Below are 24,176 nucleotides of genomic sequence, written 5' to 3'. Positions count from 1 at the left end.
TGTGCCCTCAAGCGGCGAGGCGGACCCAGACGGGAACGTGGTCGGAGGGCTTTTCCCAGCCGCGGACATGGACGTCGATCCCGGCGCCCTCGAAGGCGTCGGTCGCTTCCGGCGACATCAGCACATGGTCGATGCGGATGCCGTTGTTCTTCTGCCAGGCGCCGGCCTGGTAGTCCCAGAAAGTGTAGACGTCCTTGGCGGTGTTGACCGAGCGCACAGCCTCGGTGAAGCCGAGGCCGAGAAGCGCGCGGAAGGCCGAGCGGCTTTCCGGCTGGAACAGGGCGTCATCCACCCAGTTCTGCGGATTGCGTGCGTCGACCGGCTGGGGAATGACGTTGTAGTCGCCCAGCAGCAGGAAGCGCTCCTCGTCGGCAAGGCGCGCACGGGCATGGGCGATGAGCCGCTGCATCCAGGCAAGCTTGTAGGGGAACTTCTCCGTGCCGAGCGGATTGCCGTTCGGCAGGTAGAGGCAGCCGACGCGCAAGGGGCGGGCATCGCCGTCTTCCGTCTCGATCCGCGCCTCGATGTAGCGGGCCTGCTCGTCGCTGTCGTCGCCGGGAAGGCCGCGTACGACCTCGCTCACCGGAGTGCGCGAGAGAATGGCGACGCCGTTGAAGCCCTTCTGGCCGTGGGTCTCGACATGGTAGCCGAGCTCCTCGAAGGCCTCGCGCGGGAAACCCTCGTCGACCGACTTGATCTCCTGCAGGCACGCGACATCGGGCGTCGCCTCGCGCAGCCAGGCAAGCGTGGTGTCCAGGCGCGCCTTGACGCCGTTGATGTTCCAGGTGGCGATTTTCAACGGTGTCGTCCCGTAATGCGTGGCGAAAGGGATCGCCGTCAGATGGCGAAGCTGGTGCCGCAGCCGCAGCCGGCGGTGGCGAGCGGATTGCGGATCTGGAACGACTGGCCCATCAGGTCGTCGACGAAATCGATCACCGCGCCTTCCATGTACTGGAGCGAGACGGGATCGATGAGCACGCTGGCACCGTCGCGGGCAAGGACGATGTCGCCCTCTTCCTGCTCGGTGACGAGGTCGTACTTGTACTGGAAGCCGGAGCAGCCGCCGCCTTCAACCGAGATGCGCAGGCTGGTGCCCGCCGGCTCAGAAGACAGGATGCGGGCGATGCGGCGTACGGCGGCGTCGCTGAGCTCCACTCCCTGTGCCGCTGCGGCGCCTTGCGCTGCGGGTGCCTGTGCTGCCGTGTCCTGTGCCGTCGATGCAGTGTGATCGGCCATGGTCGTCACTCTCTTTCGTGCCGCCGCGTCTTCCCCTAGGGAGCGCTGGCGGCGCTTGCGGTTGCGGAAGGCCGTGGGCGTCGAGGCCCGGCATTCCGGCCCGCACTGTCGACATATTCGGCGCGGAAGGGCGCCAAGCCTGCCGGCTTTCGCGCAAAATTCCGCAACTGCTGCATATGCCGCCCTGTGCAAGGCGTTACCGAATAGGTATGAACAGCGCGAGCATGCGTCAACACTCTCGCATGGATGGCGCTGCAGCGCGAGCCCGCGCCGGATGGCGGCGGGACAGCCTGCGACGCGCCTGCGCAATGACCCGGGGAGCCCTCATGACCGCACCGCTTGGCTATGGAGCCCAGCCGCGCGCGCCCTACGCCACCGATCCCGACCAGAGCGTCGGCCGGCTCGTGCCCGAACCGGAAAGCCCGACGCGCACGCCGTTCCAGCGCGACCGCGACCGGATCATCCACTCGACGGCGTTCCGGCGGCTGAAGCACAAGACGCAGGTCTTCGTCTATCACGAGGGCGACCACTTCCGGACCCGGCTGACGCACACGATCGAGGTGTCGCAGATCGCCCGTTCGCTGGCGCGCGCGCTGCGGCTCGACGAGGATCTGGCCGAGTGCCTGGCGCTGGCGCACGATCTCGGACACACGCCGTTCGGCCACGAGGGCGAGGACGTGATGGACGTCTGCATGGCGCCCTATGGCGGCTTCGACCACAACGCCCAGTCCCTGCGCATCGTGACGCTGCTGGAGCGGCGCTACGCAGAGTTCGACGGGCTGAACCTGTCGTGGGAGACGCTGGAAGGCCTGGTCAAGCACAACGGCCCGCTGACGGGTGCCGACGGCACGCCGCTCGGCAAGTTCGCCGAAACCGGGCTGCCCTTCGCCATCCGCCAGCATGCGCAGAAGCAGGACCTGCGGCTCGACACCTGGCCGAGCGCGGAAGCGCAGGCCGCCGCGATCGCCGACGACATCGCCTATGATGCGCACGATCTCGACGACGGCTTGCGCGCCGGACTGCTGTCGCTGGACCAGCTCGGCGAGGTGCCGTTCTTCGCCGACATCCTGGCCGAGGTCGATGCACGCTATCCGGGACTGGAGGAGGCAAGGCGCATCCACGAGATCGTCCGCCGCTCGATCACCCGCATGGTCGAGGACGTGATCGGCGAGGCGGTGCGGCGGCTGGAGCGGCTTGCCCCGCAAAGCGTCGAGGACATTCGCGGGGCGGGCGAGCCGGTCGTCACGTTCTCGCCTGCCATGACGGCGCGCGAGAAGCAGGTGAAGGCGTTCCTCTTTGCGAATCTCTACCGGCACGAGTCGGTGCTGGCAGTGCGCCGGGAGGTCGCGACGGTGGTGCGCGAGCTGTTCGCCGCCTACATGGAGGACCCTGCGCGGATGCCGGAGGAGTGGCGACGAGGCCTCGACGAGGCCGACGAGGCGCGTCGGGCCCGGCGCGTGTGCGACTTCATCGCCGGCATGACCGACCGTTTCGCCATCGAGGAACATGCGCGGTTGTTTGACCGAACTCCCGATTTGGGATAGGTCGCCGCCGACCGTTTCGCCCGTTTTGCGCCCAAGACACCGAAAGACCGACATGAACATCTTCAGCCATTATGCCGACCTCGTCCGGACGGCGATCCGCGAGTTGCATCCGGGCGACGAGGTGAGCGCCGAGCTGCTGCAGCGCTGCGTGGTCGAGCCGCCGCGCGACAGCGCCCATGGCGATCTGGCCACCAATGCCGCGATGGTGCTGGCCAAGCCGCTGAAGACCAACCCGCGCGCGCTCGCCGAACAGCTGGCGGCACGGCTGGCGGAAAACGACGATATCGTCAGCGCCGAAGTGGCGGGCCCGGGCTTCATCAACCTGCGGCTCACCGAGGGCGTGTGGGCGAAGGTGGTGGCCGGGATCCTGGCGGCGGGCACGGATTACGGCCGCTCGACCATGGGCGGCGGGCTGAAGGTCAATGTCGAATACGTGTCGGCCAACCCGACCGGGCCGATGCATGTGGGCCATTGCCGCGGCGCGGTGGTAGGCGATGCGCTCGCCTCGCTGCTCGACTTCGCCGGCTACGACGTCACCCGCGAATACTACATCAACGATGCCGGCTCGCAGGTCGACACGCTGGCGAGCTCCGCGTTCCTGCGCTACCGCGAGGCGCTCGGCGAGGATATCGGCGCGATTCCGGAAGGGCTGTATCCGGGCGACTATCTGGTGCCGGTCGGGCAGATGCTGGTCGAGAAGTATGCCGACCGCCTGCTGGCGATGGACGAGCGCGAGCGCATGGTGCTGGTCAAGGACGCCACCATCGACGCGATGATGGACCTGATCCGCGCGGACCTGGCGCTGCTCAACGTGCGGCACGAGGTGTTCTTCTCCGAGCGCACGCTGCATGCCCGCGACGGGGCCAACAGCTCGCAGATCGACCGGATGCTGGAAGAACTGCGCTCTCGCGACCTCGTCTACGAGGGCACGCTGCCGCCGCCGAAGGGGCAGCTGCCGGACGACTGGGAAGACCGCGAGCAGACGCTGTTCCGCGCCACCGCGTTCGGCGACGACATCGACCGCGCGTTGAAGAAGTCCGACGGGTCCTACACGTATTTCGCGGCGGACGTTGCGTATTTCCTGTCGAAATACGAGCGCGGCTTCAAGGAAATGATCTTCATCCTGGGCGCCGACCATGGCGGCTACGTCAAGCGGCTGGAGGCCGTCGGGCGTGCAATCTCGAAGGGCGAGGCCAAGGTGATCGTGCGGCTGTGCCAGCTGGTGAAGCTGTTCCGCGGCGGCGAGCAGGTGACCATGTCGAAGCGCTCGGGCGAGTTCGTCACCCTGCGCGACGTGGTGGAAGAGGTGGGCCGCGACCCGGTGCGCTTCATGATGCTGTACCGCAAGAACGACGCGCCGCTCGACTTCGACTTCCAGAAGGTGACCGAGCAGTCGAAGGACAACCCGGTCTTCTACGTGCAGTACGGCCATGCCCGTTGCCGCTCGGTGTTGCGCCAGGCCGGCGAAGAGTTCGGCGCAGAGGCGGTTTCGCCGCAAGCCCTTGAGGCGGCTGACTTCTCGCTGCTGACCGATTCGGGCGAGCGGGACATTGCCGCGAAGCTCGCCGCGTGGCCGCGTCTGGTGGAAAGCGCAGCGGAAGCACACGAGCCGCACAGGGTGTCGTTCTACCTGCACGAACTGGCCAGTGCCCTGCATTCGCAATGGAATAAAGGCAAGGATTCGCCGCAATTACGTTTTATTAACGCTGAAGATCGACAAACAACACTGGCCCGCCTGGGTCTCGTACATGCAATCTCCCTGGTTCTTGCCTCCGGCCTTGGCATTCTCGGCGTGGAGGCCCCGGAGGAGATGCGATAGGGCGGGATGGATCGCCGGTGCGCAAGGCGCGCCGCAGTCAGCGGAGAAGTCCCTAGCACCATGTCCAGTCGCTCGAACACTCCGGTCCAGGACCAGCGCGGCGATCGATACCAGGCGGATACTGGCCAGTCCGGGGGCAATGCCGGGTTCGAAGAGGATCCGCTCGTCGAACTGGCGCGCATCGTCAGCGAGGGCAATGCCCGCTACCGTCCGGTCGCGCTCGGCACTGAGGGCGATGCACCTGCAGCGCCCCAGGGCAGCTACGACGCCTCGCGCGACCTGGTCGACCACGAGGCGTGGGCGCGCGAGCTCGAGGCCGGGCTGTCCAACGATTTCGGCACCTATGCGCCCGAGGCCTATGCGGCGCCGGAGGCTGCCGGCTATCAGGGCCAGGATTATCAGGATCAGGATTACGACGACCCGGCCGGAGCCTATCCGCAGGACGATGCGGAGGCCTTCGCCGACGACAGCTACCCGCAGGACCGCCGCGAGGCGGAGGTCCTGGCCCCGCAGCCCTATGTGGACGAGGTCTATGCCGACCGCGCGCTGGTCGACGAGGGGCTGGCCTATTCCGACGACCCTCACGCCCAGCCTTACGAGGAGGACGCGTATGCCGACGAGGCGTATGCGGAGGGCGGCTATGTCGAGCCGGACGTAGCCGAGGAGCCGCAGCTCGACGCCTATGCGCGGCGCGCTGCCGAGGCGCGCACGGCGCCGGCCTATGCCCCGGCGCAGCTGTGGGCGGGATCGGCGACCCAGGCGGACGATGCCGGCCACTACGACGAGGAGGCCGCCGAGGCGTTTGCCGACGACCTGGCCGCCGAGGAAGAGACCGGGCAGGCCGCAGCGCCTGCCGACGATCCGCTGGCATCGCTGGAGGATGAGTTGCTCGGTGCCCTGCGCGGGCCGCGCGCCGCGGAGCCGGCCTGGGGCGCAAGCGCCACGGCCGAGGCGGCGCAGGACGATTATGCCGACGACGGCTATGCCGAGGATCCGTATCGCGACGACGATTACGAGCAGAACGGCTATGGGTCCCGCCAGGACGAGGACGACGACCTGCTGGGGCTGGATGCCGCGCCGGTGGCGCGCCATTACGGCACGGCCCCTGTAGCGGGCGTTGCCGCGGCAGGCGCTGCCTCCGGCCGGTATCGCGACGAATACGAAGAGGCGGTCGACGACATCTTTGCCGGCGAGGGGGAAGCCCCGCCGCCGCCGGGCGGCTACGACCTCGACGAGGTGGCGCAGGCCATGCGCGAGGGGGATCCGCAGCTCGGCGGGCACGGCGTGCTGCCGCCGCATTCGGAGCGGGAGCAGGAAGCGGCCGAACCGGCCGCAAAGTCGAAGCGCGGGCTCTATGTCGCGGCGGCCGTTCTCGGCGTCGTGGTGCTGGGCGGCGGCGTCTTCGCGCTGACCAATCTGGGCGGCGACGAGATGTCCGGCCCGCCGCCGGTGATCACCGCCGACGGCGAGGACCTGAAGGTCTATCCCGACAGCCAGACCGCAGCCAATGACGGCCAGAACAAGCTGATCTACGACCGCGTCGGCAGCGATGGCGACGAGCGGCTGGTGCTGCAGGACGAGACCCCGGTCGCCTCGCTGCCGCCGGCACCGCTGAGCGGAAACGAAGACGCGGACGGCGCGTCGGGCATTTCGTCCGGGCCGCGCAAGGTGCGCACGGTCGTCGTGCGTCCGGACGGCACCATCATCTCCGGCGATGCGCCGGGCCGCACGGCGCCGGGCACTGCAACTGCACCCGCGACGACGCTGGCCGGCGACACCGCGCGCGTTCCCGGCACCTCGCCCGAGGAGCCGGCGGCCGCGGCCGCTCAGCCGACGACCGATGCGAACGGCGTGCGCCAGGTCTCGACCACACCGATCACCAGCGGTGCGGGCGAGGGCGCCCCGACCCAGCTGACCTCCACGCTGGACGCGGCCGGGCAGGCCGCAAACGGGGCGGCGACCCAGCTTTCCGGCGGGCAGGACGCGCAGAACCCCGTGGCCGCAGGCACCGATCCGACGGCCGCCAACGTGCCGCGGACCAAGCCGGGTGACATCGATACGCTGGCGGCCAATGCGACCCCGGCCGCACCCCGCCAGAGCGAGCCGGTCCGCAACACGCAGGCGCCGCTCGACCTGACGGCCCAGGCGCCGCGCGTGCCGACCGCGCCGGCCCAGACGCAGCAGCCGGCGGCGACGCAGGCCTCCGCTCCGGCGACCGGCGCGATCCCTGCCGGCACCTATATCGTGCAGGTGTCGTCGCAACGGACCCAGGACCAGGCGCAGGCGGCCTTCGGCGACCTGCAGCGGCGCTACGGTTCGGTGCTCGGCGGCGTGACGCCGGTGATCGAGCGCGCGGATCTCGGCGACCGCGGCACCTTCTACCGGGTGCGCATCCCGACCTCCTCGCGCGACGATGCGATCTCGCTCTGCGAGCGGCTGAAGTCGGCCGGCGGCGACTGCTTCGTGCGCCGGAACTGACGGGACGCGCCTTGCGGCGACAGACAAGACATTCAAACGGGCGGGCCGGAGGACGGGCCGCCCGTTTTCGCGACAGGCAAGCCTTTCACATTACGACCGGCGCAACGCAGCCGCCGGGACGACACGGGATTTCCAGCCGATGATCAAGGCCTTCATCACCGGGTGTTCCGGTCTCTCCCTGAACGAGAAGGAGCGGGCGTTCCTGGCGCGCGAGCAGCCCTGGGGGCTGATCCTGTTCGGCCGCAACTGCCAGTCCGCCGAACAGATCGCAGCGCTCTGCGCCGAGTTCCGGGACTGCGTCGGCCGGGGGGACGCGCCGGTGCTGATCGATCAGGAGGGCGGACGGGTGCGCCGCCTGCGCCCGCCGCTGGTCGGCGACTATCCGGCCGGGGCGGTCTACGGGCAGTTGCTCGCAATCGACCGCGAGGCGGGCCTCAGGGCGGCGTTCCTCGGCGGACAGCTGATCGGAACGGACCTGCTGGAGATGGGCATCACCATCGACTGCGCGCCGATCCTCGACGTGCCGGTGGCGGAAACGAGCCAAGCCATCGGCGACCGCGCTTATGCCGCAAGCCCCGAGGGCGTCGCGGCCATCGGCCGGGCCTTCGCCGACGGGCTGCTGGCCGCCGGCGTGCTGCCGGTGATCAAGCACATGCCGGGCCACGGCCGGGCGACCGTCGACAGCCATTATCATCTGCCGGTGGTGGAGGAGGGGCTCGCCGAGCTGCAGCAGACCGACTTCGCGCCGTTCCGGGCGCTTGCCGACCTGCCGCTCGGCATGACGGCACATGTCATCTTCACCGCCGTCGATCCTTCGCACCCGGCCACCCAGTCGGCGCGGGTGATCGAGGAGATCGTGCGCGGCGCCATCGGCTTCGACGGGCTGCTCATGAGCGACGACCTGTCGATGAAGGCGCTCGGCGGCGAGGTCGGCGAGCGGGTGGAACTGCTGTTCGCCTCGGGCTGCGACATGGCGCTCCACTGCAACGGCGAGATGGCGGAGATGGTCGCGGTGGCCGGCGCGAGCCCGGACCTGTCGGGCAAGGCGCTGGAGCGGGCGCAGGCGGCGCTGCGGGCAAGGCCGCAGCCGGCGCCGCTGGACCGGGCGGCCGCACGCGCGGAATTCGACGCCTTGCTGGCGGAGGCGCGCGCTCTGTCTTAAAAGGTTACAAACCGAGTGGGGGCAGGGGTGCAGGACACCTTCTTCGAGGATCCGGATCCGGCAAGCGTCGCGGCAGACCGCGCGACGACGGACCCGGCGCTGGTGGTGGATGTCGACGGCTTCGAAGGGCCGCTCGACCTGCTGCTGACGCTCGCCCGCAAGCAGAAGGTGGATCTGGCCCGGATCTCGATCCTGGCATTGGTCGAGCAATATCTGGAATTCGTCGCCGAGGCGCGGCGCCTGCGGCTGGAGCTGGCCGCCGACTATCTGGTGATGGCGGCCTGGCTCGCCTATCTGAAATCGCGGTTGCTGATCCCCGAGCAGAAGGAAGAGGACCAGCTCTCGGGCGAGGAGATGGCGGCAGCGCTGGCCTTCCGCCTGCGGCGGCTGGAGGCGATGCGCCAGGCGGCCGAAAAGCTGATGAACCGCAACCGCCTGGGGCGGGACATCTTTGCAAGGGGACGGCCCGAGGCGGTGTCCATCGCCCGGCGCAGCGCCTGGTCGGCGACGCTCTACGATCTCCTGATCGCCTATGCGGCGCAGCGCCAGCGCACCTCCGTCACGTCCGTCCAGGTGCGCCGACGCACCGTCTGGTCGCTGCAGGAAGCGCGCGACCTGCTGACGCGGATTGTCGGATTGCATATGGACTGGATGCCATTGGACGCCTATCTGTCGAAGTATATCGGTGATGGCAGCAAGGCGAGCACCGTGCTGGCCAGCACCTTTTCGGCAAGTCTCGAACTCGTACGCGAGGGCGAGCTTGAACTGCGACAGGCAGAGCCGTTCGCCCCGCTCTACCTGAGACGCAGGCCCGATCCGGGCGATCGCGGACCGCCAGAGGGTTCGCCAGCGCCGGACACCGGCGAACAGGACGAGGCGTGACGTGACGAGCGGCCGGGAGCAGGCAGCACAGGGCGACGGCGCATTGCAGGACGAGACGGACGGCGAGTTGCCGCTCGACGACCTGCAGGCAATGCCCGAACCCTCGCCCGAAAGCGGACTGCGCATGGCGGAGGCATTGCTCTTCGCCTCGCGGGACCTGCTCAGCGTCGAGGAGATCGCGGCAAGGTTGCCGGCCGGAACCAATGTTCGCGCCTTGATAGACACGCTGCGCCGCGCCTATGCGACCCGCGGCGTGAATGTTGTGGAAATCGGCGGAAAGTTCGGCTTCCGGACGGCGGAGGATCTCGCCTATCTGCTGGCGCGCGAGCAGGTGGAAGAGCGCAAGCTGTCGCGCGCCGCGCTGGAGACGCTGGCGATCATCGCCTATCACCAGCCGGTGACACGGGCAGAGATCGAGGAGATCCGCGGCGTCTCGACCTCGAAGGGCACGCTCGACGTGCTGCTGGAAACCGGCTGGATCCGCATGCGCGGACGGCGCAGGACGCCGGGGCGGCCGGTGACCTACGGCACCACGGAAGCCTTCCTGGAGCATTTCATGCTGACCTCGGTCGGCGATCTGCCGGGGCTCGAGGAACTGAAGGGCTCCGGCCTGCTCGACAGCGCCGTGCCGGCGGGGTTCACCGTGCCGGTGCCAGACGATTCCTCCGACCTTCGCGACGAGGAAGACCCGATCGACGAGGCCGAATTGTTCGATTTGATGCAAGACGAAGACGAGCCGCGCCATGACCACGATGACTGAGGCAAGGCCGAGCGAGGCGCAGGCCCGGCGCTGGGGCACGCGCGGCACGGCCGGCGCGACCATCGCGGCGCGGCTGAGTTTCGAGGCGGTGAGCCATTCCTACGGGCAGCTGGCGGCCGTGCGCTCGGTCTCGCTGACCGTGGAGCCGGGCGAGGTGCTGTGCCTGCTCGGCCATTCGGGCTGCGGCAAGACCACGTTGCTGCGGATCGCCGCCGGCGTCGAGCGCCAGAGCTCCGGGCGCGTGCTGATCAACGAGCGCGAGGTGGCGGGGCCGCAGGCGTTCCTGCCGCCGGAGCGGCGCGGCGTCGGCCTGATGTTCCAGGATTACGCGCTGTTTCCGCATCTGACGATTGCCGAGAACGTCGCCTTCGGGCTGACGCATATGGGCCGCGCCGAGGCGCGCCAGACGGCGCTGACGGCGCTGACGCGGGTGGGGCTCGCCTCGCATGCGGGCGATCATCCGCACGCGCTGTCGGGCGGCGAGCAGCAGCGCGTGGCGCTGGCGCGGGCGATTGCGCCGCGGCCGGGCGTGCTGTTGATGGACGAGCCGTTCTCCGGCCTCGACCGGCGGCTGCGCGACACTGTGCGCGACGAGACGCTGGCGGTGCTGCGCGAGACGCGGGCGACCTGCGTGATGGTCACCCACGACCCGGAAGAGGCGATGCGCATGGGCGATCGGATCGCCTTGATGCGCAAGGGCCGGCTGGTGCAGCTCGGCAGTGCCGACGATCTCTACAACCGGCCCGTCGACATGTTCGCGGCGCGGTTCTTCTCCGAGCTCAACGAGTTGGAGGCGAGCGCGGGCGACAACGAGGTGGAGACGGTGTTCGGGCGCTTTGCCGCGCCGGGCATCTCCAGGGGGCAGGACGTCGACGTCTGCGTGCGCCCGCAGGGCATTCTCCTCGGCGAGGAGGGCGAGGGCCAACGCGGGCGCGTGACGCGCCGCCGGTTCATCGGCGAGGTCGACCTCGTCGAGGTGGCGGTGGAGGGGCTGGACCTGCCGCTCCACGCAAGGATTCGCGACGGCGGACGCTTCGCCGTCGGCATGGATGTCGGGGTGCGCCTCGATGCCCGGGACGTGATCGCCTTCCCACGCGACAGCGGGGAATAGGGCTGCAAGGGTCCGGTTGCGGTGGCGACCGCTTTGTTGCAATAGTGCCGCGCCGGAGCGCGTGCACCGGAAGACCAGGGAGTTGGGCGTATGAATATTGGCATTTGGCAGATCCTGATCATCGGCGTGATCGTTGTTCTGCTGTTTGGCCGCGGCAAGATCTCGGAGCTCATGGGCGATGTCGCCAAGGGCATCAAGAGCTTCAAGAAGGGGCTCAACGAGGACGACGAGACCGAGACCGCCAGCCGCAAGACGATCGATCACAAGGCCGACGAGACCGTGGTCACCAGCAAGTCCGAGGACAAGTCCCAGGCAGGCTGAGCGCCGGGACGAACCGGACGCTTGCCGCCATGCCGCCCGTTGCGTGCGGCGTGCGGATGCGGCCATTGACCCTTCGAACGCGGAAGACGGATCGACATGTTCGATATCGGCTGGACCGAACTGATTGTTGTTGCGGTCGTCATGATCCTCGTCGTCGGACCGAAGGACCTGCCGAAGATGCTTCGCACCTTCGGCCAGACGATCGGCAAGGTGCGGCGGATGGCCGGCGAGTTCCAGTCGACCTTCAACGAGGCGCTGCGCGAGGCCGAGCAGCAGGCCGACATCGCCGACATGAAGAAGCAGGTCGAGAAGGCAGGGAACTTCGATCCGCTCGGCGACATCAAGAAGTCTATCGAGACGGACCGCAAGGCGGCCAAGCCCGCGGAGAGCGCGCCTGCGACCGCCAAGGCCGCCGACGGCACCGCGGCAGCAGCACCGGAGGCCGGCGCCCCGCCGACTGCGACGCCTGCGCCTGCGGCGACGACCGCCGAGGCGTCTCAACCTGCGCAAACGGACCAGCCCGCCAAGGCGGGCGAGAGCGGCACGGCCAACACGGCGGGTGACAGGACGGCATGAGCCAGGAAGACATCGACGCCTCCAAGGCGCCGCTCATCGAGCACTTGATCGAATTGCGCAGCCGGTTGCTGAAATCGGTGGTGGCGACGCTGATCGCGTTCCTCATTTGCTTCTATTTCTCGCAGGACATCTACAACATCCTCGTCATCCCGTACGAGAATGCCGCCGGACATCCGGTGGAGATGATCTATACGGCGCCGCAGGAGCTGTTCTTCACCCAGCTCAAGCTCGCCTTCTTCGGCGCGCTGTTCATCGCCTTCCCGGTGATTGCCGGCCAGCTCTACATGTTCGTGGCGCCGGGGCTCTATAAGCACGAGCGCGGGGCGTTCCTGCCGTTCCTGTTCGCAACGCCGGTGCTCTTCGCCCTCGGCGCGTCGCTGGTGTTCTTCCTGGTGATGCCGCTGGCCATGGGCTTCTTCCTGTCGATGGAGCAGGACGGCTCCGGCGGCACGGCCAAGATCCAGCTGATGGCGCGGGTGAGCGAATATCTCAGCCTCATCATGACGCTGATCTTCGCCTTCGGCCTGGTGTTCCAGCTGCCGGTGCTGCTGACGCTGCTCGGACGTGTCGGACTGGTCTCGTCCGAGGCGCTGCGGTCCAAGCGGAAATACGCCATCGTCATCGCCTTCATCGTGGCGGCGGTGCTGACGCCGCCGGACCCGATCAGCCAGATCGGCCTTGCACTTCCCACACTGCTTCTCTACGAAGTGTCCATCATCTGCGTCAGGCTGGTCGAGAAGAAGCGGGCCGAGCGGGAGGCCGCCGAGGCGGAGACCTGATCCGGGCCGCGACCGACGATCCGCCATTCCGGCGCGCCGGCAGCAATCCCGGGGTTTCTCATGTTCGACATCAAGTGGATCCGCGACAATGCCGCGGCTTTCGACCGCGCCATGGACCGGCGCGGACTGGAGCCGCAGGCAGCGCGGCTGATCGCCATCGACGACCGGCGGCGGGCGCTCGTCGCCGAGCTGCAGCAGGCGCAGGAGCGCCGCAACGCCGCCTCGCGCGAGATCGGCAAGGCCAAGGCATCCGGTGACGAGCAGGCCGCGCAGGCGGTGATCGACGAGGTTGCGAGCCTCAAGACCAAGATCCAGCAGGGCGAGGAGCAGGAGCGGCAGATCGATGCCGAGCTGCAGACCGCCCTGTCCGTGCTGCCCAACATGCCGCATGACGACGTGCCGGACGGCAAGGACGAGAGCGACAATGTGGAAGTGCGCCGCGTCGGCACACCGCGCGCCCTCGACTTCACCCCGAAAGAGCATTTCGAGATCGCCGGCGCGCTGCCGGGCCTTGCCTTCGAGCGGGCCGCGCGTATCGCCGGCGCGCGTTTCGTCATGCTGCAGGGGCGTCTCGCCCGTCTGGAGCGGGCGCTCGGCCAGTTCATGATGGACCTGCAGACCGGCGAGCACGGCTACATGGAAGTGTCGCCGCCGCTACTGGTGCGCGACGAGGCGCTCTACGGCACCTCGCAGCTGCCGAAATTCGCCGAGGATCTGTTCAAGACCACCGACGGACGCTGGCTGATCCCGACTGCCGAAGTGCCGCTGACCAACATGGTGGCCGGCGAGACGCTGGACGAGGCGGATCTGCCCCTGCGCGTGACCGCGCTGACCCCGTGCTTCCGCTCGGAAGCGGGCTCGGCCGGGCGCGACGTGCGCGGCATGCTGCGTCAGCACCAGTTCTGGAAGTGCGAGCTGGTGTCGGTGACGCGCCCGGAGGACTCGCTGGACGAGCTGGAGCGGATGACCGGCTGCGCCGAGGAAGTGCTGAAGCGGCTCGGCCTGCCGTACCGCGTGATGGCGCTGTCGGCCGGCGACATGGGCTTCGGCGCGCGCAAGACCTACGACATCGAGGTCTGGCTGCCGGGGCAGGACGCCTATCGCGAGATTTCCAGCTGCTCGGTCTGCGGCGACTTCCAGGCCCGGCGCATGAACGCGCGCTTCCGCCCGCAGGGCGAGAAGGGCCTGAAGTTCGTGCACACGCTGAACGGCTCGGGCATCGCGGTCGGCCGCGCGCTGATCGCTGTGCTTGAAAACTACCAGAACGCGGACGGCAGCATCACGGTGCCCGAGGCGCTGAGGCCCTATATGGGCGGCATCGAGACGATCGAGGGGCTTTGATGCGCATCCTGCTGACGAATGACGACGGCATCCACGCAGCCGGCTTTGCCGCGCTGGAGCAGATCGCCGGGGAACTGAGCGACGACGTGTGGGTGGTGGCGCCCGAGACCGACCAGAGCGGCGTGGCGCACTCGCTGACCCTGCACGACCCGCTGCGCCTGCGCGAGATGGGCGAGCGCCGCTATTCGGTGCGCGGCACGCCGACCGACTGCGTCATCATGGGCGTGCGCGAAATCCTGAACGACAAGCGACCGGACCTGATCCTGTCGGGCGTCAACCGGGGCCAGAACGCAGCCGACGACGTGACCTATTCCGGCACCATTGCCGGCGCGATGGAAGGCACGCTGATGGGCATCCGCTCCATCGCGCTGTCGCAGGGCGTCGCCTGGTCGAAGGGCGCGCGGGCCGACTATTCCTGCGCGATCTCCCATGCGCCGAAGCTGATCCAGCGGTTGCTGGATTTCAGCTTCCCGCCGGACACGCTGCTCAACCTCAACTTCCCGGCTTGCGCGCCGGACGAGGTCGAGGGCATCGAGGTGACGCGCCAGGGCAAGCGCAAGGTCAGCGAGCTGGGCGTCGATGCGCGCACCGACGGGCGCGGCGTTCCGTACTACTGGCTCGGCTTCCGCAATGCGGACGAGGATCCCCCGCGCGACACCGACCTGTCGGCGCTGGTCCACAACCGCATTTCGGTGACGCCGCTGAAGCTGGACTTGACGGCGCACGACCTGCTCGGCGAACTGAAAGACCTGCTGGGCTGACGATGCATTTTGCGTCTTCGGCCAGCGATGGCCGGGGGAGGGGCTGGTGAGCGAGAACGGCAAGGGCCGAGACGATAGCTGGCCGGCCGACGGCGAGGACCTGCGCAGCGCCGCCGAACGGCAGGCCGAGGCCGACCGCGAGGCGACGGCCGCGCTGATCCTGCGCCTGCGCTCGCAGGGCATCCGCAACACGCGGCTGCTCTCCGCCATCGAGCGGGTGCCGCGGCGCCTGTTCCTGTCCGCCGCGCTGCAGCGCCACGCGGGCGAGGACACGGCCATGCCCATCGAATGCGGCCAGACCATCTCCCAACCGAGCCTCGTCGCCCGCATGACCGACGCACTGGACGTGGCGTCGACGCACAAGGTGCTGGAGGTCGGCACCGGCTCCGGCTTCCAGGCGGCGATCCTCGGCCTGATGGCGGGGGAGGTGCACAGCATCGAGCGCTACCGCACCCTCGTCGACCTGGCGCGTGAGCGGCTGGCGTCGCTGCGCATCGGCAGCGTGCGCGTGCATCACGGCGACGGGCTGGAGGGGCTGGCGGAACACGCGCCCTATGACCGGATCATCGTGACGGCTTCGGGGCCCGAGATCCCCAAGGTTCTGCTCGACGAACTGGCGGAGGACGGCAAGCTGATCATGCCGCGCGGGCCCAAGGGCAGCCTCCAGCAGCTGGTGCTGATCGAGAAGCGCGACGGGCGGCTGTCGGAGAAGGTGCTGGCGGAGGTGCGATTCGTGCCGCTGGTCGAGGGAACGGCGAGCCGGCTGTAATCCCGCTTCGGCGCAGAGAGCGCTGCGCAGGACGCGCCCGAGATTTCCGGCATAAAACGCAAATTGGTTTACGGGCGGCGCGCGACTTTAAGTCTTTATCAACGTTACCGGCATTTAATCGACATCATGATTTCAGGTGTCTTCAGTCCGAGTAGCGCCATGACAATGCAGGTTCTTCGCCCTTCCTCCCGACTGCTTACGCAGACTGCCGTCGTGATCGTGCTCGCCGCGCTCGCAGGAGCCTGCAGCGGCGGTGTCGAGCGGTTCGAGGATCCCATCTTCACCGGCAATACCGATAATCAGCGCGCCATGCTGGGCAACGGCTCGCAGCCGAGCTTCGACAGTGTCGCGGCCGGGCCGCGCCAGCCGTCCAATGCGGTCCAGCGCTCGACGCTGCCGCCGCCGACCGGCGCCAACAGGCCCGTCTCGACCGGCTCCATCGGCAATGCGCGGACCAGCACGCCATCGACCTCCGGCACCTATGCTGGCGTGCCGACGGCCACGAGCGCCCCGCGGACGGTATCCGCACCGGCGGCAACCTCCGGAGAGGTGCGCACCGTGCGCGGCTGGACGACGGTCGGCGCGACGCAGGTCACCGCACGCCAGGGCGACACGGTCGCCAGCCTGTCGCGGCGCTACGGCATTCCCCAGCACGTGCTGGGCGAGATCAACGGTACCGACGCCAATGGCAGCTTCACGGCCGGCCAGCGCGTGACGATCCCGACCTATTCGCAGGGCGCACCGAACATCGCCTCGGCGGTGCCCGCGCAGCCGACGACGCGCCTGCCGGATGCCGGCGGGTCACCCAGCGTGACCGGCTCGATCCCGGCCGGTGCCGGCCTTGCCAGCGCGCCGCGGCCGCAGGCGAAGCCCGGTGCCCGCACGCAGGTCGCTTCGCTGACCACGCCGCAGCCGGGCAGGGGTGTCGTCACCTCGCCGAAGAGCAAGCCGGCGGCGCTGTCCAGCCGTCCGACCCAGCCGGCGACCTCCGCTCCGACCACGCCGGCGCGTCCGGCGGTGGTGCGCGACGAGCCGGCGCCGACCGCGCCGATCGCCGTGTCCCGCGAGACCTCGCCGGAGCCGGCGGCCACCGGCGAGCGGCGCTTCCGCTGGCCGGCACGCGGCCGGATCATCTCCGAATTCGGCCCGAAGCCGGGCGGCGCACATAACGACGGAATCAATCTGGCCCTGCCGGAAGGCACCGAGATCAAGGCGGTCGAGGACGGCACGGTGATCTACTCGGGCAACGAGCTGAAGGGCTTCGGCAACCTGGTGCTGGTGCGCCATGACGACGGCTGGGTTTCCGCCTATGCCCACAACAGCTCGCTGATGGTGAAGCGGGGCGAGGCGGTGCAGCGCGGCCAGACCATTGCCAAGGCCGGCTCCAGCGGCTCGGTAAGCCAGCCGCAGCTCCATTTCGAGCTGCGCCGCGGCAACAAGCCGGTCGACCCGATGAAGTATCTCGCGAGCCTGTAAGGGGTTTCGCCTTTGCCGCGCCATTTCCGGCGGGCAGAAACGTTGCAGCGGACGCGCCCACCCGGCGCGTCCGTTTTGTTTTCCACAAGCGGCAAGGGCGGCAGGCAAAGGCTCTTTGCACAATCGTCACATGAGCGCCCGCTTGCGCTTGACTTGACGCGCGGAGCGCCGTACATCACCGCCACTCCCGGCGACCAAGCGTCGCCATGAGGTGAGCGGGTGTAGCTCAGTTGGTTAGAGTGCCGGCCTGTCACGCCGGAGGTCGCGGGTTCGAGCCCCGTCACTCGCGCCACTCACCTTTTACGGGAGCCTTTCGCAGCATTGCGAAGCGGGCGAGCGGGTGTAGCTCAGTTGGTTAGAGTGCCGGCCTGTCACGCCGGAGGTCGCGGGTTCGAGCCCCGTCACTCGCGCCACTCGCCCCCTTTCTTTCTCCTGACAGTCCAGACTTATCCAGACCGGACGCACGGGCGACGGACAGGCCTTCGGGCCGCGTCTTCGCTGTGCGTGCGCGTGTTCGCACCTCTCCAGTGCACAAGCTGCGCTCCGACACATTGTCGCACCAATTGCATGGCGGGTTCTTCGCCTGCGTGCGGTTGCAAGGCCGGCGCGAGCCGATCATGCGGGGAGGGGACATCGATGGCACGCATCACGGGCACGGCACTGGCGATTCTGGTTCTGGGGGCAGTGGTGCCCGGGGCCGCGACCTCGGCGCAGGCCGGCGTCCTGTGCACGATGGTGATCGAATCGGCGAGCCGCGCCGTGCTGCTGGAAGAGGGCGAGTGCACGCGCCGGGTCACGCCGGCCTCCACCTTCAAGGTGCCGCTCGCGGCCATCGGCTACGAAGAAGGCGTGCTGAGCGGCCCGCATTCCCCGGTCTGGACCTGGGCCAAGGGCGAGGTCGACTGGGGCGGCGATCCGTGGCGCGGCGACGTCGATCCCATGCACTGGATGGAATATTCCGTCGTCTGGTACTCGCAGCGCATGGCGCGGCAGCTCGGCCGCCCGGTGCTGGAAGAGCGCACGCGCGCGCTCGGCTTCGGCAATGCCGACTTTTCCGGCGACCCGGGCAAGGACAACGGGCTGGAGCGCGCCTGGATCGCCTCCTCGCTGACGGTCTCTGCGCGCGAACAGGCGCTGTTTCTCACCGGGCTCCTGAACCGCACGCTGCCGCTGTCGGAGAACGCGCAGGCGCAGGCCGAGGCCCTGCTGCCTGCGCTCGAGGCGGGCGAGGGCTGGACGCTTACCGGCAAGACGGGCGGGGCCTATCCGCGGCGCGCAGACGGCAGTTTCGACCGGTCGCGCGGCTTCGGCTGGTTCGTCGGCTGGGCCGAGGCGAAAGGGAGCCGCGAGGGCCGGCGGCTCGTCTTCGTGCGGCTGGTGCAGGACGAGACGCGCGAGCGCGGCTCGCCGGGGCGGCGCGCCCGCGCGGCCTTCCTGAAGGAATGGCCGGCCATTGCAAAGCGGCTGCCTGCCGATGGTCCGCCGCTTTCGGGCAAAAACTGACGCAGGGGCCTTTCGCGCCTGCAAAAAACCGCTTTCGATTACTCCGTCGTCGGACTTGCGTTGCGTTTGTGCGTGGGCTAAGCGTGCCCCATGGGCACTGGCGGGAGCGTGCCTCCACGCGCATCCGCCGCAATCGCCGGGATAGAGGGACCGGCTGCGCGTCGCGCGGCCGGGCACGTTGCATGGGACACAGGGTTCCGGCAGCGAAAATGGCCCGGCGGAAGGACATTAGGACATGGAAGAGCTCCTGAGAGATTACGTTCCGATCCTCGTCTTCATCGGGGTATCGCTCGTCATCGGCCTCGCGCTTTTGATTTCGCCGTTCCTGCTCGCCTACAAGAATCCCGATTCGGAAAAGCTGTCGGCCTATGAGTGCGGCTTCAACGCCTTCGACGATGCGCGCATGAAGTTCGACATCCGCTTCTATCTGGTCGCGCTGCTGTTCATCATCTTCGATCTCGAAGTGGCGTTCCTGTTTCCCTGGGCGGTCGCGTTCGGCGACCTCGGCTGGTACGGCTTCTGGTCGATGATGGCCTTCCTCGGCGTGCTGACCGTCGGCTTCATCTACGAATGGAAGAAGGGGGCCCTGGAATGGGACTGACGTCGCAGCAGCCGCTCATCGCCCAGGCTCCGAAGGGCATCCTGGATCCGGCCACCGGCAAGCCGGTCGGCGCCAACGATCCGTTCTTCATGGACATCAACGACGAGCTGGCCGACAAGGGCTTCGTCGTCACCGCGACCGACAACCTGATCCAGTGGGCGCGCACCGGCTCGCTCATGTGGATGACCTTCGGTCTCGCCTGTTGCGCGGTCGAGATGATGCAGATGTCGATGCCGCGCTATGATGCCGAACGCTTCGGCTTCGCGCCGCGCGCCTCACCGCGCCAGTCGGACGTGATGATCGTCGCCGGCACGCTGACCAACAAGATGGCTCCGGCCCTGCGCAAGGTCTACGACCAGATGCCGGAGCCGCGCTACGTCATCTCCATGGGCTCGTGTGCCAATGGCGGCGGCTACTACCACTACTCCTATTCGGTGGTGCGCGGCTGCGACCGGGTTGTCCCGGTCGACATCTACGTTCCCGGCTGTCCCCCGACGGCCGAGGCGCTGCTTTACGGCGTTCTTCTGCTTCAGAAGAAGATCCGCCGCACCGGAACGATCGAACGCTGAACGCCGCCCGCGGAGTGCCGGCCCGGCCGGCACGCCTCCCGCAAGCGACTAGACGGGTCAGGATCATGGACGAGACGCTCGCCGAGCTTGGCGAACACATTCAGGCGCATCTGGGCGATGCCCTCGACGGCTACAAGGTCGAGTACGGGGAGCTGACGCTGCTCGCACGGGCTTCCGAGATCGTCCAGGTGGTGCGGTTCCTGCGCGACGACTCCAGCTGCCAGTTCGTCAACCTGACGGACCTGTGCGGCGTCGACTGGCCGCAGCGGGACAACCGCTTCGACGTGGTCTACCACTTCCTGTCGCCGAAGCAGAACCTGCGCATCCGCGTGAAGGTGGCCACCGACGAGGAAACGCCGGTTCCCTCCATCATCGACGTGTTCGCCGGTGCGGAGTGGTTCGAGCGCGAGACCTACGACATGTACGGCGTGCTGTTCTCCGGTCATCCGGACCTGCGCCGGATCCTGACCGACTACGGCTTCGACGGCTATCCGCTGCGGAAGGACTTCCCGCTGACGGGCTATGTCGAGGTTCGCTACGACGACGAGAAGAAGCGGGTGGTCTATGAGCCGGTCCGGCTCAACCAGGAATTCCGTGACTTCGACTTCATGTCGCCTTGGGAGGGTGCGGAATACATCCTGCCCGGCGACGAAAAAGCCAAGACCAATTGAGGCAGCCGATGGCAGAGGCTCAGGTCCGCAACTTCAACATCAATTTCGGCCCGCAGCATCCGGCGGCGCACGGCGTGCTGCGCCTGGTGCTGGAGCTGGACGGCGAGGTGGTGACGCGCGTCGATCCGCATATCGGCCTGCTGCATCGCGGCACCGAAAAGCTGATCGAGCACAAGACCTACCTGCAGGCGGTGCCCTATTTCGACCGGCTCGACTATGTCGCGCCGATGAACCAGGAGCATGCCTTCGCGCTGGCGGTCGAGAAGATGCTCGGCATCTCCGTGCCCAAGCGCGGCCAGCTGATCCGCGTTCTCTACTCGGAGATCGGCCGGCTCCTGTCTCATCTGCTGAACGTGACCACGCAGGCGATGGACGTCGGCGCGCTGACGCCGCCGCTGTGGGGCTTCGAGCCGCGCGAAGAGCTGATGGTCTTCTACGAGCGGGCCTGCGGCGCGCGCATGCACGCCGCCTATGTGCGGCCGGGCGGCGTGCACCAGGACCTTCCGAAGGACCTGCTCGACGACATCTGGGACTTCTGCGATCCGTTCCTGCAGACGCTGGACGACATCGAGGGCCTGTTGACCGACAACCGCATCTTCAAGCAGCGCAACGTCGATATCGGCGTGGTGTCGCTGGAAGACGCCTGGGCGCGGGGCTTCTCCGGCGTCATGGTGCGCGGCTCGGGCGCTGCCTGGGACCTGCGCAAGTCGCAGCCCTATGAGTGCTATGCCGAACTCGATTTCGACATCCCGATCGGCAAGAACGGTGACTGCTACGACCGCTATCTCATCCGCATGGAAGAGATGCGTCAGTCGGTGCGGCTGATGAAGCAGTGCCTGGAGAAGCTGACGGTGGAGACGGGCCCGGTCTCGTCGATGGACGGCAAGGTGGTTCCGCCCAAGCGCGGCGAGATGAAGCGCTCGATGGAAGCGCTCATCCACCACTTCAAGCTCTACACCGAAGGTTACCGCGTGCCGGAAGGCGAGGTCTATGCGGCCGTCGAGGCGCCGAAGGGCGAATTCGGCGTCTACCTCGTCGCCGACGGCACCAACAAGCCCTATCGCTGCAAGATCAAGGCCCCCGGCTTTGCCCATCTGCAGGCGATGGATTTCATGTGCCGCGGACACCAGCTGGCCGACGTGTCGGCTGTCCTCGGCTCCCTCGATATCGTGTTCGGAGAGGTGGACCGGTAATGGCCGTTCGTCGCCTTCACCCTGAGCAGCCCGAAAGCTTCGCCTTCACGGCGGCCAATCTGGACTGGGCAAACAAGGTCATCTCGCGCTACCCGGACGGCCGCCAGGCCTCCGCGGTGATCCCGCTTCTGTGGCGGGCGCAGGAACAGCACGAGGGCTGGCTGCCCGAGCCTGCGATCCGCTATGTCGCCGAAATGCTCGGCATGCCGGATATCCGCGTGCTCGAGGTCGCGACCTTCTACACGATGTTCCAGCTGGCTCCGGTCGGCAAGAAGGCGCATATCCAGGTCTGCGGCACGACGCCGTGCCAGCTGCGCGGCTCGGAAGACCTGATCCGGGTCTGCAAGTCGAAGATCGCGGCCCATGCGCACGAACTGTCGGCCGACGGCGACTTTTCGTGGGAAGAGGTCGAGTGCCTCGGCGCCTGCGTCAACGCGCCGATGGTGCAGATCTTCAAGGACACCTACGAGGACCTGACGCCGGAGAGCCTGGAAAAGCTCATCGACGACATTTCCGCCGGGCGCGAAGTGACGCCGGGCCCGCAGAACGACCGGCGCTTCGGCGCGCCGGAGGGCGGCCCGACCACGCTGACCGGCCTGTCCGACAAGACCCGCGGCGGCGATCCGCTGCCGCATGTGGTCAAGGGCGCGGAAGCGGCTTCGCATGCCTTTGCCGGCGCCTCGATCAATGGCGGCGGCAACGACTTCAACGGCATCCCGGCTGCTGCCGAGGCCGCCGGCACGACGGCGAAGGCGCCGGCGCCGCGGGCCGGCAAGCCTGCCGATCTCGCCAAGGCCGAGGCCAAGCCCGAGACGAAGACCAAGCTGCCGGAAGCCCCGGCTGCCAGCGACCCGGGTCCGAAGCCGTCGGAGGCTGCAAAGCCGGCGGCTCCCAAACGGACCAAAGAAAGCGCCCAGGCGAGCCTCGATCTCGCCGCGGCCGAGACTTCGGCCGAGGAGACCGAGCCCGAGCTGCTGACCGGCGCGCGCGGCGGCAAGGCGGACGACCTCAAGCGGATCAAGGGCGTCGGCCCGAAGATCGAGGGCATCCTCAACGAGCTCGGCGTCTACCACTTCGACCAGATCGCCTCCTGGACAGACGAGAACAAGGCCTGGGTCGACACCCGGCTGAAGTTCAAGGGGCGTATCGATCGCGAAGACTGGATCGCACAGGCCAAGGTGCTGGCGTCCGGCGGCGAAACCGATTTCTCCAGGCGCGTCGACGGTGGCGACGTGCCCACGAGCAAGTCCTAAGGGAAGGGGATCGCGATGCTGCAGGATCAGGACCGGATCTTCACCAATATCTACGGCCTGCATGACTGGGGCCTGGATGGCGCGCGCCAGCGCGGCCATTGGGACGGCACCAAGGGCCTTATCGACAAGGGCCGCGACTGGATCATCAACGAGATGAAGACGTCGGGCCTGCGCGGGCGCGGCGGTGCGGGCTTCCCGACCGGCCTCAAGTGGTCGTTCATGCCGAAGGAGTCGGACGGTCGTCCGGCCTATCTCGTCGTGAATGCGGACGAGTCCGAGCCGGGCACCTGCAAGGACCGCGAGATCCTGCGGCATGACCCGCACACGCTGGTCGAGGGCTGCCTGATCGCCGGTTACGCGATGGGCGCCATCGCCGCCTACATCTATGTGCGCGGCGAGTTCATCCGCGAGCGCGAGCGCCTGCAGGCGGCCATCGACCAGGCCTATGAGGCCGGGCTGATCGGCAAGAACAACAAGAACGGCTACGACTTCGACATCTATGTCCACCACGGCGCCGGCGCCTATATCTGTGGCGAGGAAACCGCGCTGCTGGAAAGCCTGGAGGGCAAGAAGGGCCAACCGCGGCTGAAGCCGCCGTTCCCGGCGAATGTCGGCCTCTACGGTTGCCCGACGACGGTGAACAACGTGGAGTCCATCGCCGTTGCCCCGACCATCCTGCGCCGGGGCGCTGCGTGGTTCTCGGGCCTCGGCAAGCCGAACAATGCGGGTACCAAGCTGTTCTGCGTCTCCGGCCACGTGAACCGTCCCTGCACGGTCGAGGAAGAGATGGGCATTCCCTTCCGCGAGCTGATCGACCGCCATTGCGGCGGCATCCGTGGCGGCTGGGACAACCTGCTCGCCGTGATCCCGGGCGGCTCGTCCGTGCCGTGCGTGACGGCGGAGAACATCATCGACTGTCCGATGGACTTCGACAGCCTGCGCGGGCTGGGCTCGGGCCTCGGCACGGCGGCGGTGATCGTGATGGATCGCTCCACCGACATCATCAAGGCCATTGCCCGCCTCTCGTACTTCTACAAGCACGAGAGCTGCGGACAGTGCACGCCGTGCCGTGAGGGCACGGGCTGGATGTGGCGCGTGATGGAGCGCATGGTGGCGGGCAACGCCTCCAAGGAAGAGATCGACATGCTCTTCGACGTCACCAAGCAGGTGGAAGGCCACACGATCTGCGCCCTCGGCGACGCGGCCGCATGGCCGATCCAGGGCCTGATCCGCAACTTCCGGCCGGTGATCGAGGAACGCATCGACCAGTATGTGGCCAAGAGCCGCAAGCCGGCGCAGTCGCTGGCAGCGGCACAGTAAGGCGGCCGCAGAGATGGTCGCAGGAAACAGGACGACACGTTCGCGCGCGCC

The 24,176-nt window shown here is 68.0% G+C and carries 23 protein-coding genes and 2 tRNA genes; 23 read left to right on the top strand and 2 right to left on the bottom strand.

Features of this window, described 5'->3' with window-relative positions; all coding sequences use genetic code 11:
* Nucleotides 1-7: 7 nt before the first annotated feature.
* Together xth and BBX35_RS01905 are read right to left on the bottom strand one after the other, a co-directional pair.
* Complete coding sequence (xth, locus tag BBX35_RS01910) at nt 8-799, bottom strand: exodeoxyribonuclease III (RefSeq protein ID WP_067215379.1); 792 nt, start codon at nt 797-799, stop codon at nt 8-10.
* 38 nt (nt 800-837) lie between these two features.
* Nucleotides 838-1,236, bottom strand: a complete 399-nt coding sequence (locus BBX35_RS01905; RefSeq protein WP_083205965.1) for a HesB/IscA family protein — start codon at nt 1,234-1,236, stop codon at nt 838-840.
* A gap of 326 nt (nt 1,237-1,562) precedes the next feature.
* Between BBX35_RS01905 and BBX35_RS01900 the strand changes: the two genes are divergently transcribed.
* The 23 genes from BBX35_RS01900 to nuoF all read left to right on the top strand — a co-directional run bounded on the left by BBX35_RS01900 (nt 1,563) and on the right by nuoF (nt 24,125).
* Entirely contained in the window at nt 1,563-2,780 is a 1,218-nt protein-coding gene (locus BBX35_RS01900) for a deoxyguanosinetriphosphate triphosphohydrolase (protein WP_067215375.1), read from the top strand.
* 52 nt (nt 2,781-2,832) lie between these two features.
* On the top strand, nt 2,833-4,599 hold the full coding sequence (argS, locus tag BBX35_RS01895; protein WP_067215373.1) for an arginine--tRNA ligase: 1,767 nt from the start codon (nt 2,833-2,835) through the stop codon (nt 4,597-4,599).
* Nucleotides 4,600-4,659: 60 nt separating this feature from the next.
* The gene (locus BBX35_RS01890) at nt 4,660-7,077 is read left to right on the top strand and encodes an SPOR domain-containing protein (RefSeq protein ID WP_067215371.1); all 2,418 of its coding nucleotides are present in this window, start codon (nt 4,660-4,662) and stop codon (nt 7,075-7,077) included.
* Between the two features lie 139 nt (nt 7,078-7,216).
* Complete coding sequence (gene nagZ / locus BBX35_RS01885; protein ID WP_067215369.1) at nt 7,217-8,239, top strand: beta-N-acetylhexosaminidase; 1,023 nt, start codon at nt 7,217-7,219, stop codon at nt 8,237-8,239.
* A gap of 27 nt (nt 8,240-8,266) precedes the next feature.
* Complete coding sequence (locus BBX35_RS01880) at nt 8,267-9,121, top strand: segregation and condensation protein A (protein WP_067215367.1); 855 nt, start codon at nt 8,267-8,269, stop codon at nt 9,119-9,121.
* A 91-nt stretch (nt 9,122-9,212) separates the two neighbouring features.
* Nucleotides 9,213-9,881: an SMC-Scp complex subunit ScpB gene (gene scpB, locus BBX35_RS01875; protein WP_067218043.1), complete on the top strand. Its 669-nt coding sequence runs from the start codon at nt 9,213-9,215 to the stop codon at nt 9,879-9,881.
* Nucleotides 9,865-10,992, top strand: a complete 1,128-nt coding sequence (locus BBX35_RS01870) for an ABC transporter ATP-binding protein (RefSeq protein ID WP_244271548.1) — start codon at nt 9,865-9,867, stop codon at nt 10,990-10,992. The genes scpB and BBX35_RS01870 overlap by 17 nt, the downstream gene beginning before the upstream one ends.
* A gap of 90 nt (nt 10,993-11,082) precedes the next feature.
* Nucleotides 11,083-11,313: a twin-arginine translocase TatA/TatE family subunit gene (locus tag BBX35_RS01865; RefSeq protein ID WP_067215364.1), complete on the top strand. Its 231-nt coding sequence runs from the start codon at nt 11,083-11,085 to the stop codon at nt 11,311-11,313.
* A gap of 96 nt (nt 11,314-11,409) precedes the next feature.
* A complete protein-coding gene (tatB, locus tag BBX35_RS01860) occupies nt 11,410-11,889 on the top strand; it encodes a Sec-independent protein translocase protein TatB (protein WP_067215363.1) in 480 nt (159 codons plus the stop codon).
* On the top strand, nt 11,886-12,668 hold the full coding sequence (gene tatC, locus BBX35_RS01855) for a twin-arginine translocase subunit TatC (RefSeq protein ID WP_067215361.1): 783 nt from the start codon (nt 11,886-11,888) through the stop codon (nt 12,666-12,668). Before tatB ends, tatC begins: the two co-directional genes overlap by 4 nt.
* A gap of 60 nt (nt 12,669-12,728) precedes the next feature.
* Entirely contained in the window at nt 12,729-14,009 is a 1,281-nt protein-coding gene (gene serS, locus BBX35_RS01850; RefSeq protein WP_067215358.1) for a serine--tRNA ligase, read from the top strand.
* Nucleotides 14,009-14,770 carry a 5'/3'-nucleotidase SurE gene (gene surE / locus BBX35_RS01845; RefSeq protein ID WP_067215355.1) on the top strand — a complete coding sequence of 254 codons (762 nt, stop codon included), beginning with the start codon at nt 14,009-14,011 and terminating at the stop codon, nt 14,768-14,770. The genes serS and surE overlap by 1 nt, the downstream gene beginning before the upstream one ends.
* A 46-nt stretch (nt 14,771-14,816) precedes the next feature.
* Nucleotides 14,817-15,539 (top strand): protein-L-isoaspartate(D-aspartate) O-methyltransferase, encoded by a 723-nt coding sequence (locus tag BBX35_RS01840; protein WP_244271547.1) that lies wholly within the window; start codon nt 14,817-14,819, stop codon nt 15,537-15,539.
* A gap of 213 nt (nt 15,540-15,752) precedes the next feature.
* Complete coding sequence (locus BBX35_RS01835; RefSeq protein ID WP_208979739.1) at nt 15,753-17,015, top strand: murein hydrolase activator EnvC family protein; 1,263 nt, start codon at nt 15,753-15,755, stop codon at nt 17,013-17,015.
* Nucleotides 17,016-17,230: 215 nt separating this feature from the next.
* Nucleotides 17,231-17,307: transfer RNA gene (locus BBX35_RS01830), tRNA-Asp, on the top strand.
* Nucleotides 17,308-17,351: 44 nt separating this feature from the next.
* Nucleotides 17,352-17,428 (top strand) — tRNA-Asp (locus BBX35_RS01825).
* Between the two features lie 223 nt (nt 17,429-17,651).
* Nucleotides 17,652-18,518 carry a penicillin-binding transpeptidase domain-containing protein gene (locus tag BBX35_RS01820; protein WP_067215351.1) on the top strand — a complete coding sequence of 289 codons (867 nt, stop codon included), beginning with the start codon at nt 17,652-17,654 and terminating at the stop codon, nt 18,516-18,518.
* Nucleotides 18,519-18,753: 235 nt separating this feature from the next.
* Nucleotides 18,754-19,119 (top strand): NADH-quinone oxidoreductase subunit A, encoded by a 366-nt coding sequence (locus BBX35_RS01815; RefSeq protein ID WP_067215349.1) that lies wholly within the window; start codon nt 18,754-18,756, stop codon nt 19,117-19,119.
* Complete coding sequence (locus BBX35_RS01810) at nt 19,110-19,688, top strand: NuoB/complex I 20 kDa subunit family protein (RefSeq protein ID WP_067215347.1); 579 nt, start codon at nt 19,110-19,112, stop codon at nt 19,686-19,688. The genes BBX35_RS01815 and BBX35_RS01810 overlap by 10 nt, the downstream gene beginning before the upstream one ends.
* 65 nt (nt 19,689-19,753) lie before the next feature.
* Complete coding sequence (locus tag BBX35_RS01805) at nt 19,754-20,359, top strand: NADH-quinone oxidoreductase subunit C (RefSeq protein WP_067215345.1); 606 nt, start codon at nt 19,754-19,756, stop codon at nt 20,357-20,359.
* 8 nt (nt 20,360-20,367) lie between these two features.
* Nucleotides 20,368-21,552 carry an NADH-quinone oxidoreductase subunit D gene (locus BBX35_RS01800; RefSeq protein WP_067215343.1) on the top strand — a complete coding sequence of 395 codons (1,185 nt, stop codon included), beginning with the start codon at nt 20,368-20,370 and terminating at the stop codon, nt 21,550-21,552.
* Nucleotides 21,552-22,805: an NADH-quinone oxidoreductase subunit E gene (locus BBX35_RS01795; protein ID WP_067215341.1), complete on the top strand. Its 1,254-nt coding sequence runs from the start codon at nt 21,552-21,554 to the stop codon at nt 22,803-22,805. The genes BBX35_RS01800 and BBX35_RS01795 overlap by 1 nt, the downstream gene beginning before the upstream one ends.
* A gap of 15 nt (nt 22,806-22,820) precedes the next feature.
* Complete coding sequence (gene nuoF / locus BBX35_RS01790) at nt 22,821-24,125, top strand: NADH-quinone oxidoreductase subunit NuoF (protein WP_067215338.1); 1,305 nt, start codon at nt 22,821-22,823, stop codon at nt 24,123-24,125.
* Nucleotides 24,126-24,176 lie beyond the last annotated feature (51 nt).

Source organism: Stappia indica (assembly GCF_001696535.1).
Classification (GTDB): domain Bacteria; phylum Pseudomonadota; class Alphaproteobacteria; order Rhizobiales; family Stappiaceae; genus Stappia; species Stappia indica.
The sequence above is the reverse complement of the archived record's forward strand: the minus strand, read 5'-3'. Positions and strand labels throughout refer to the sequence as shown.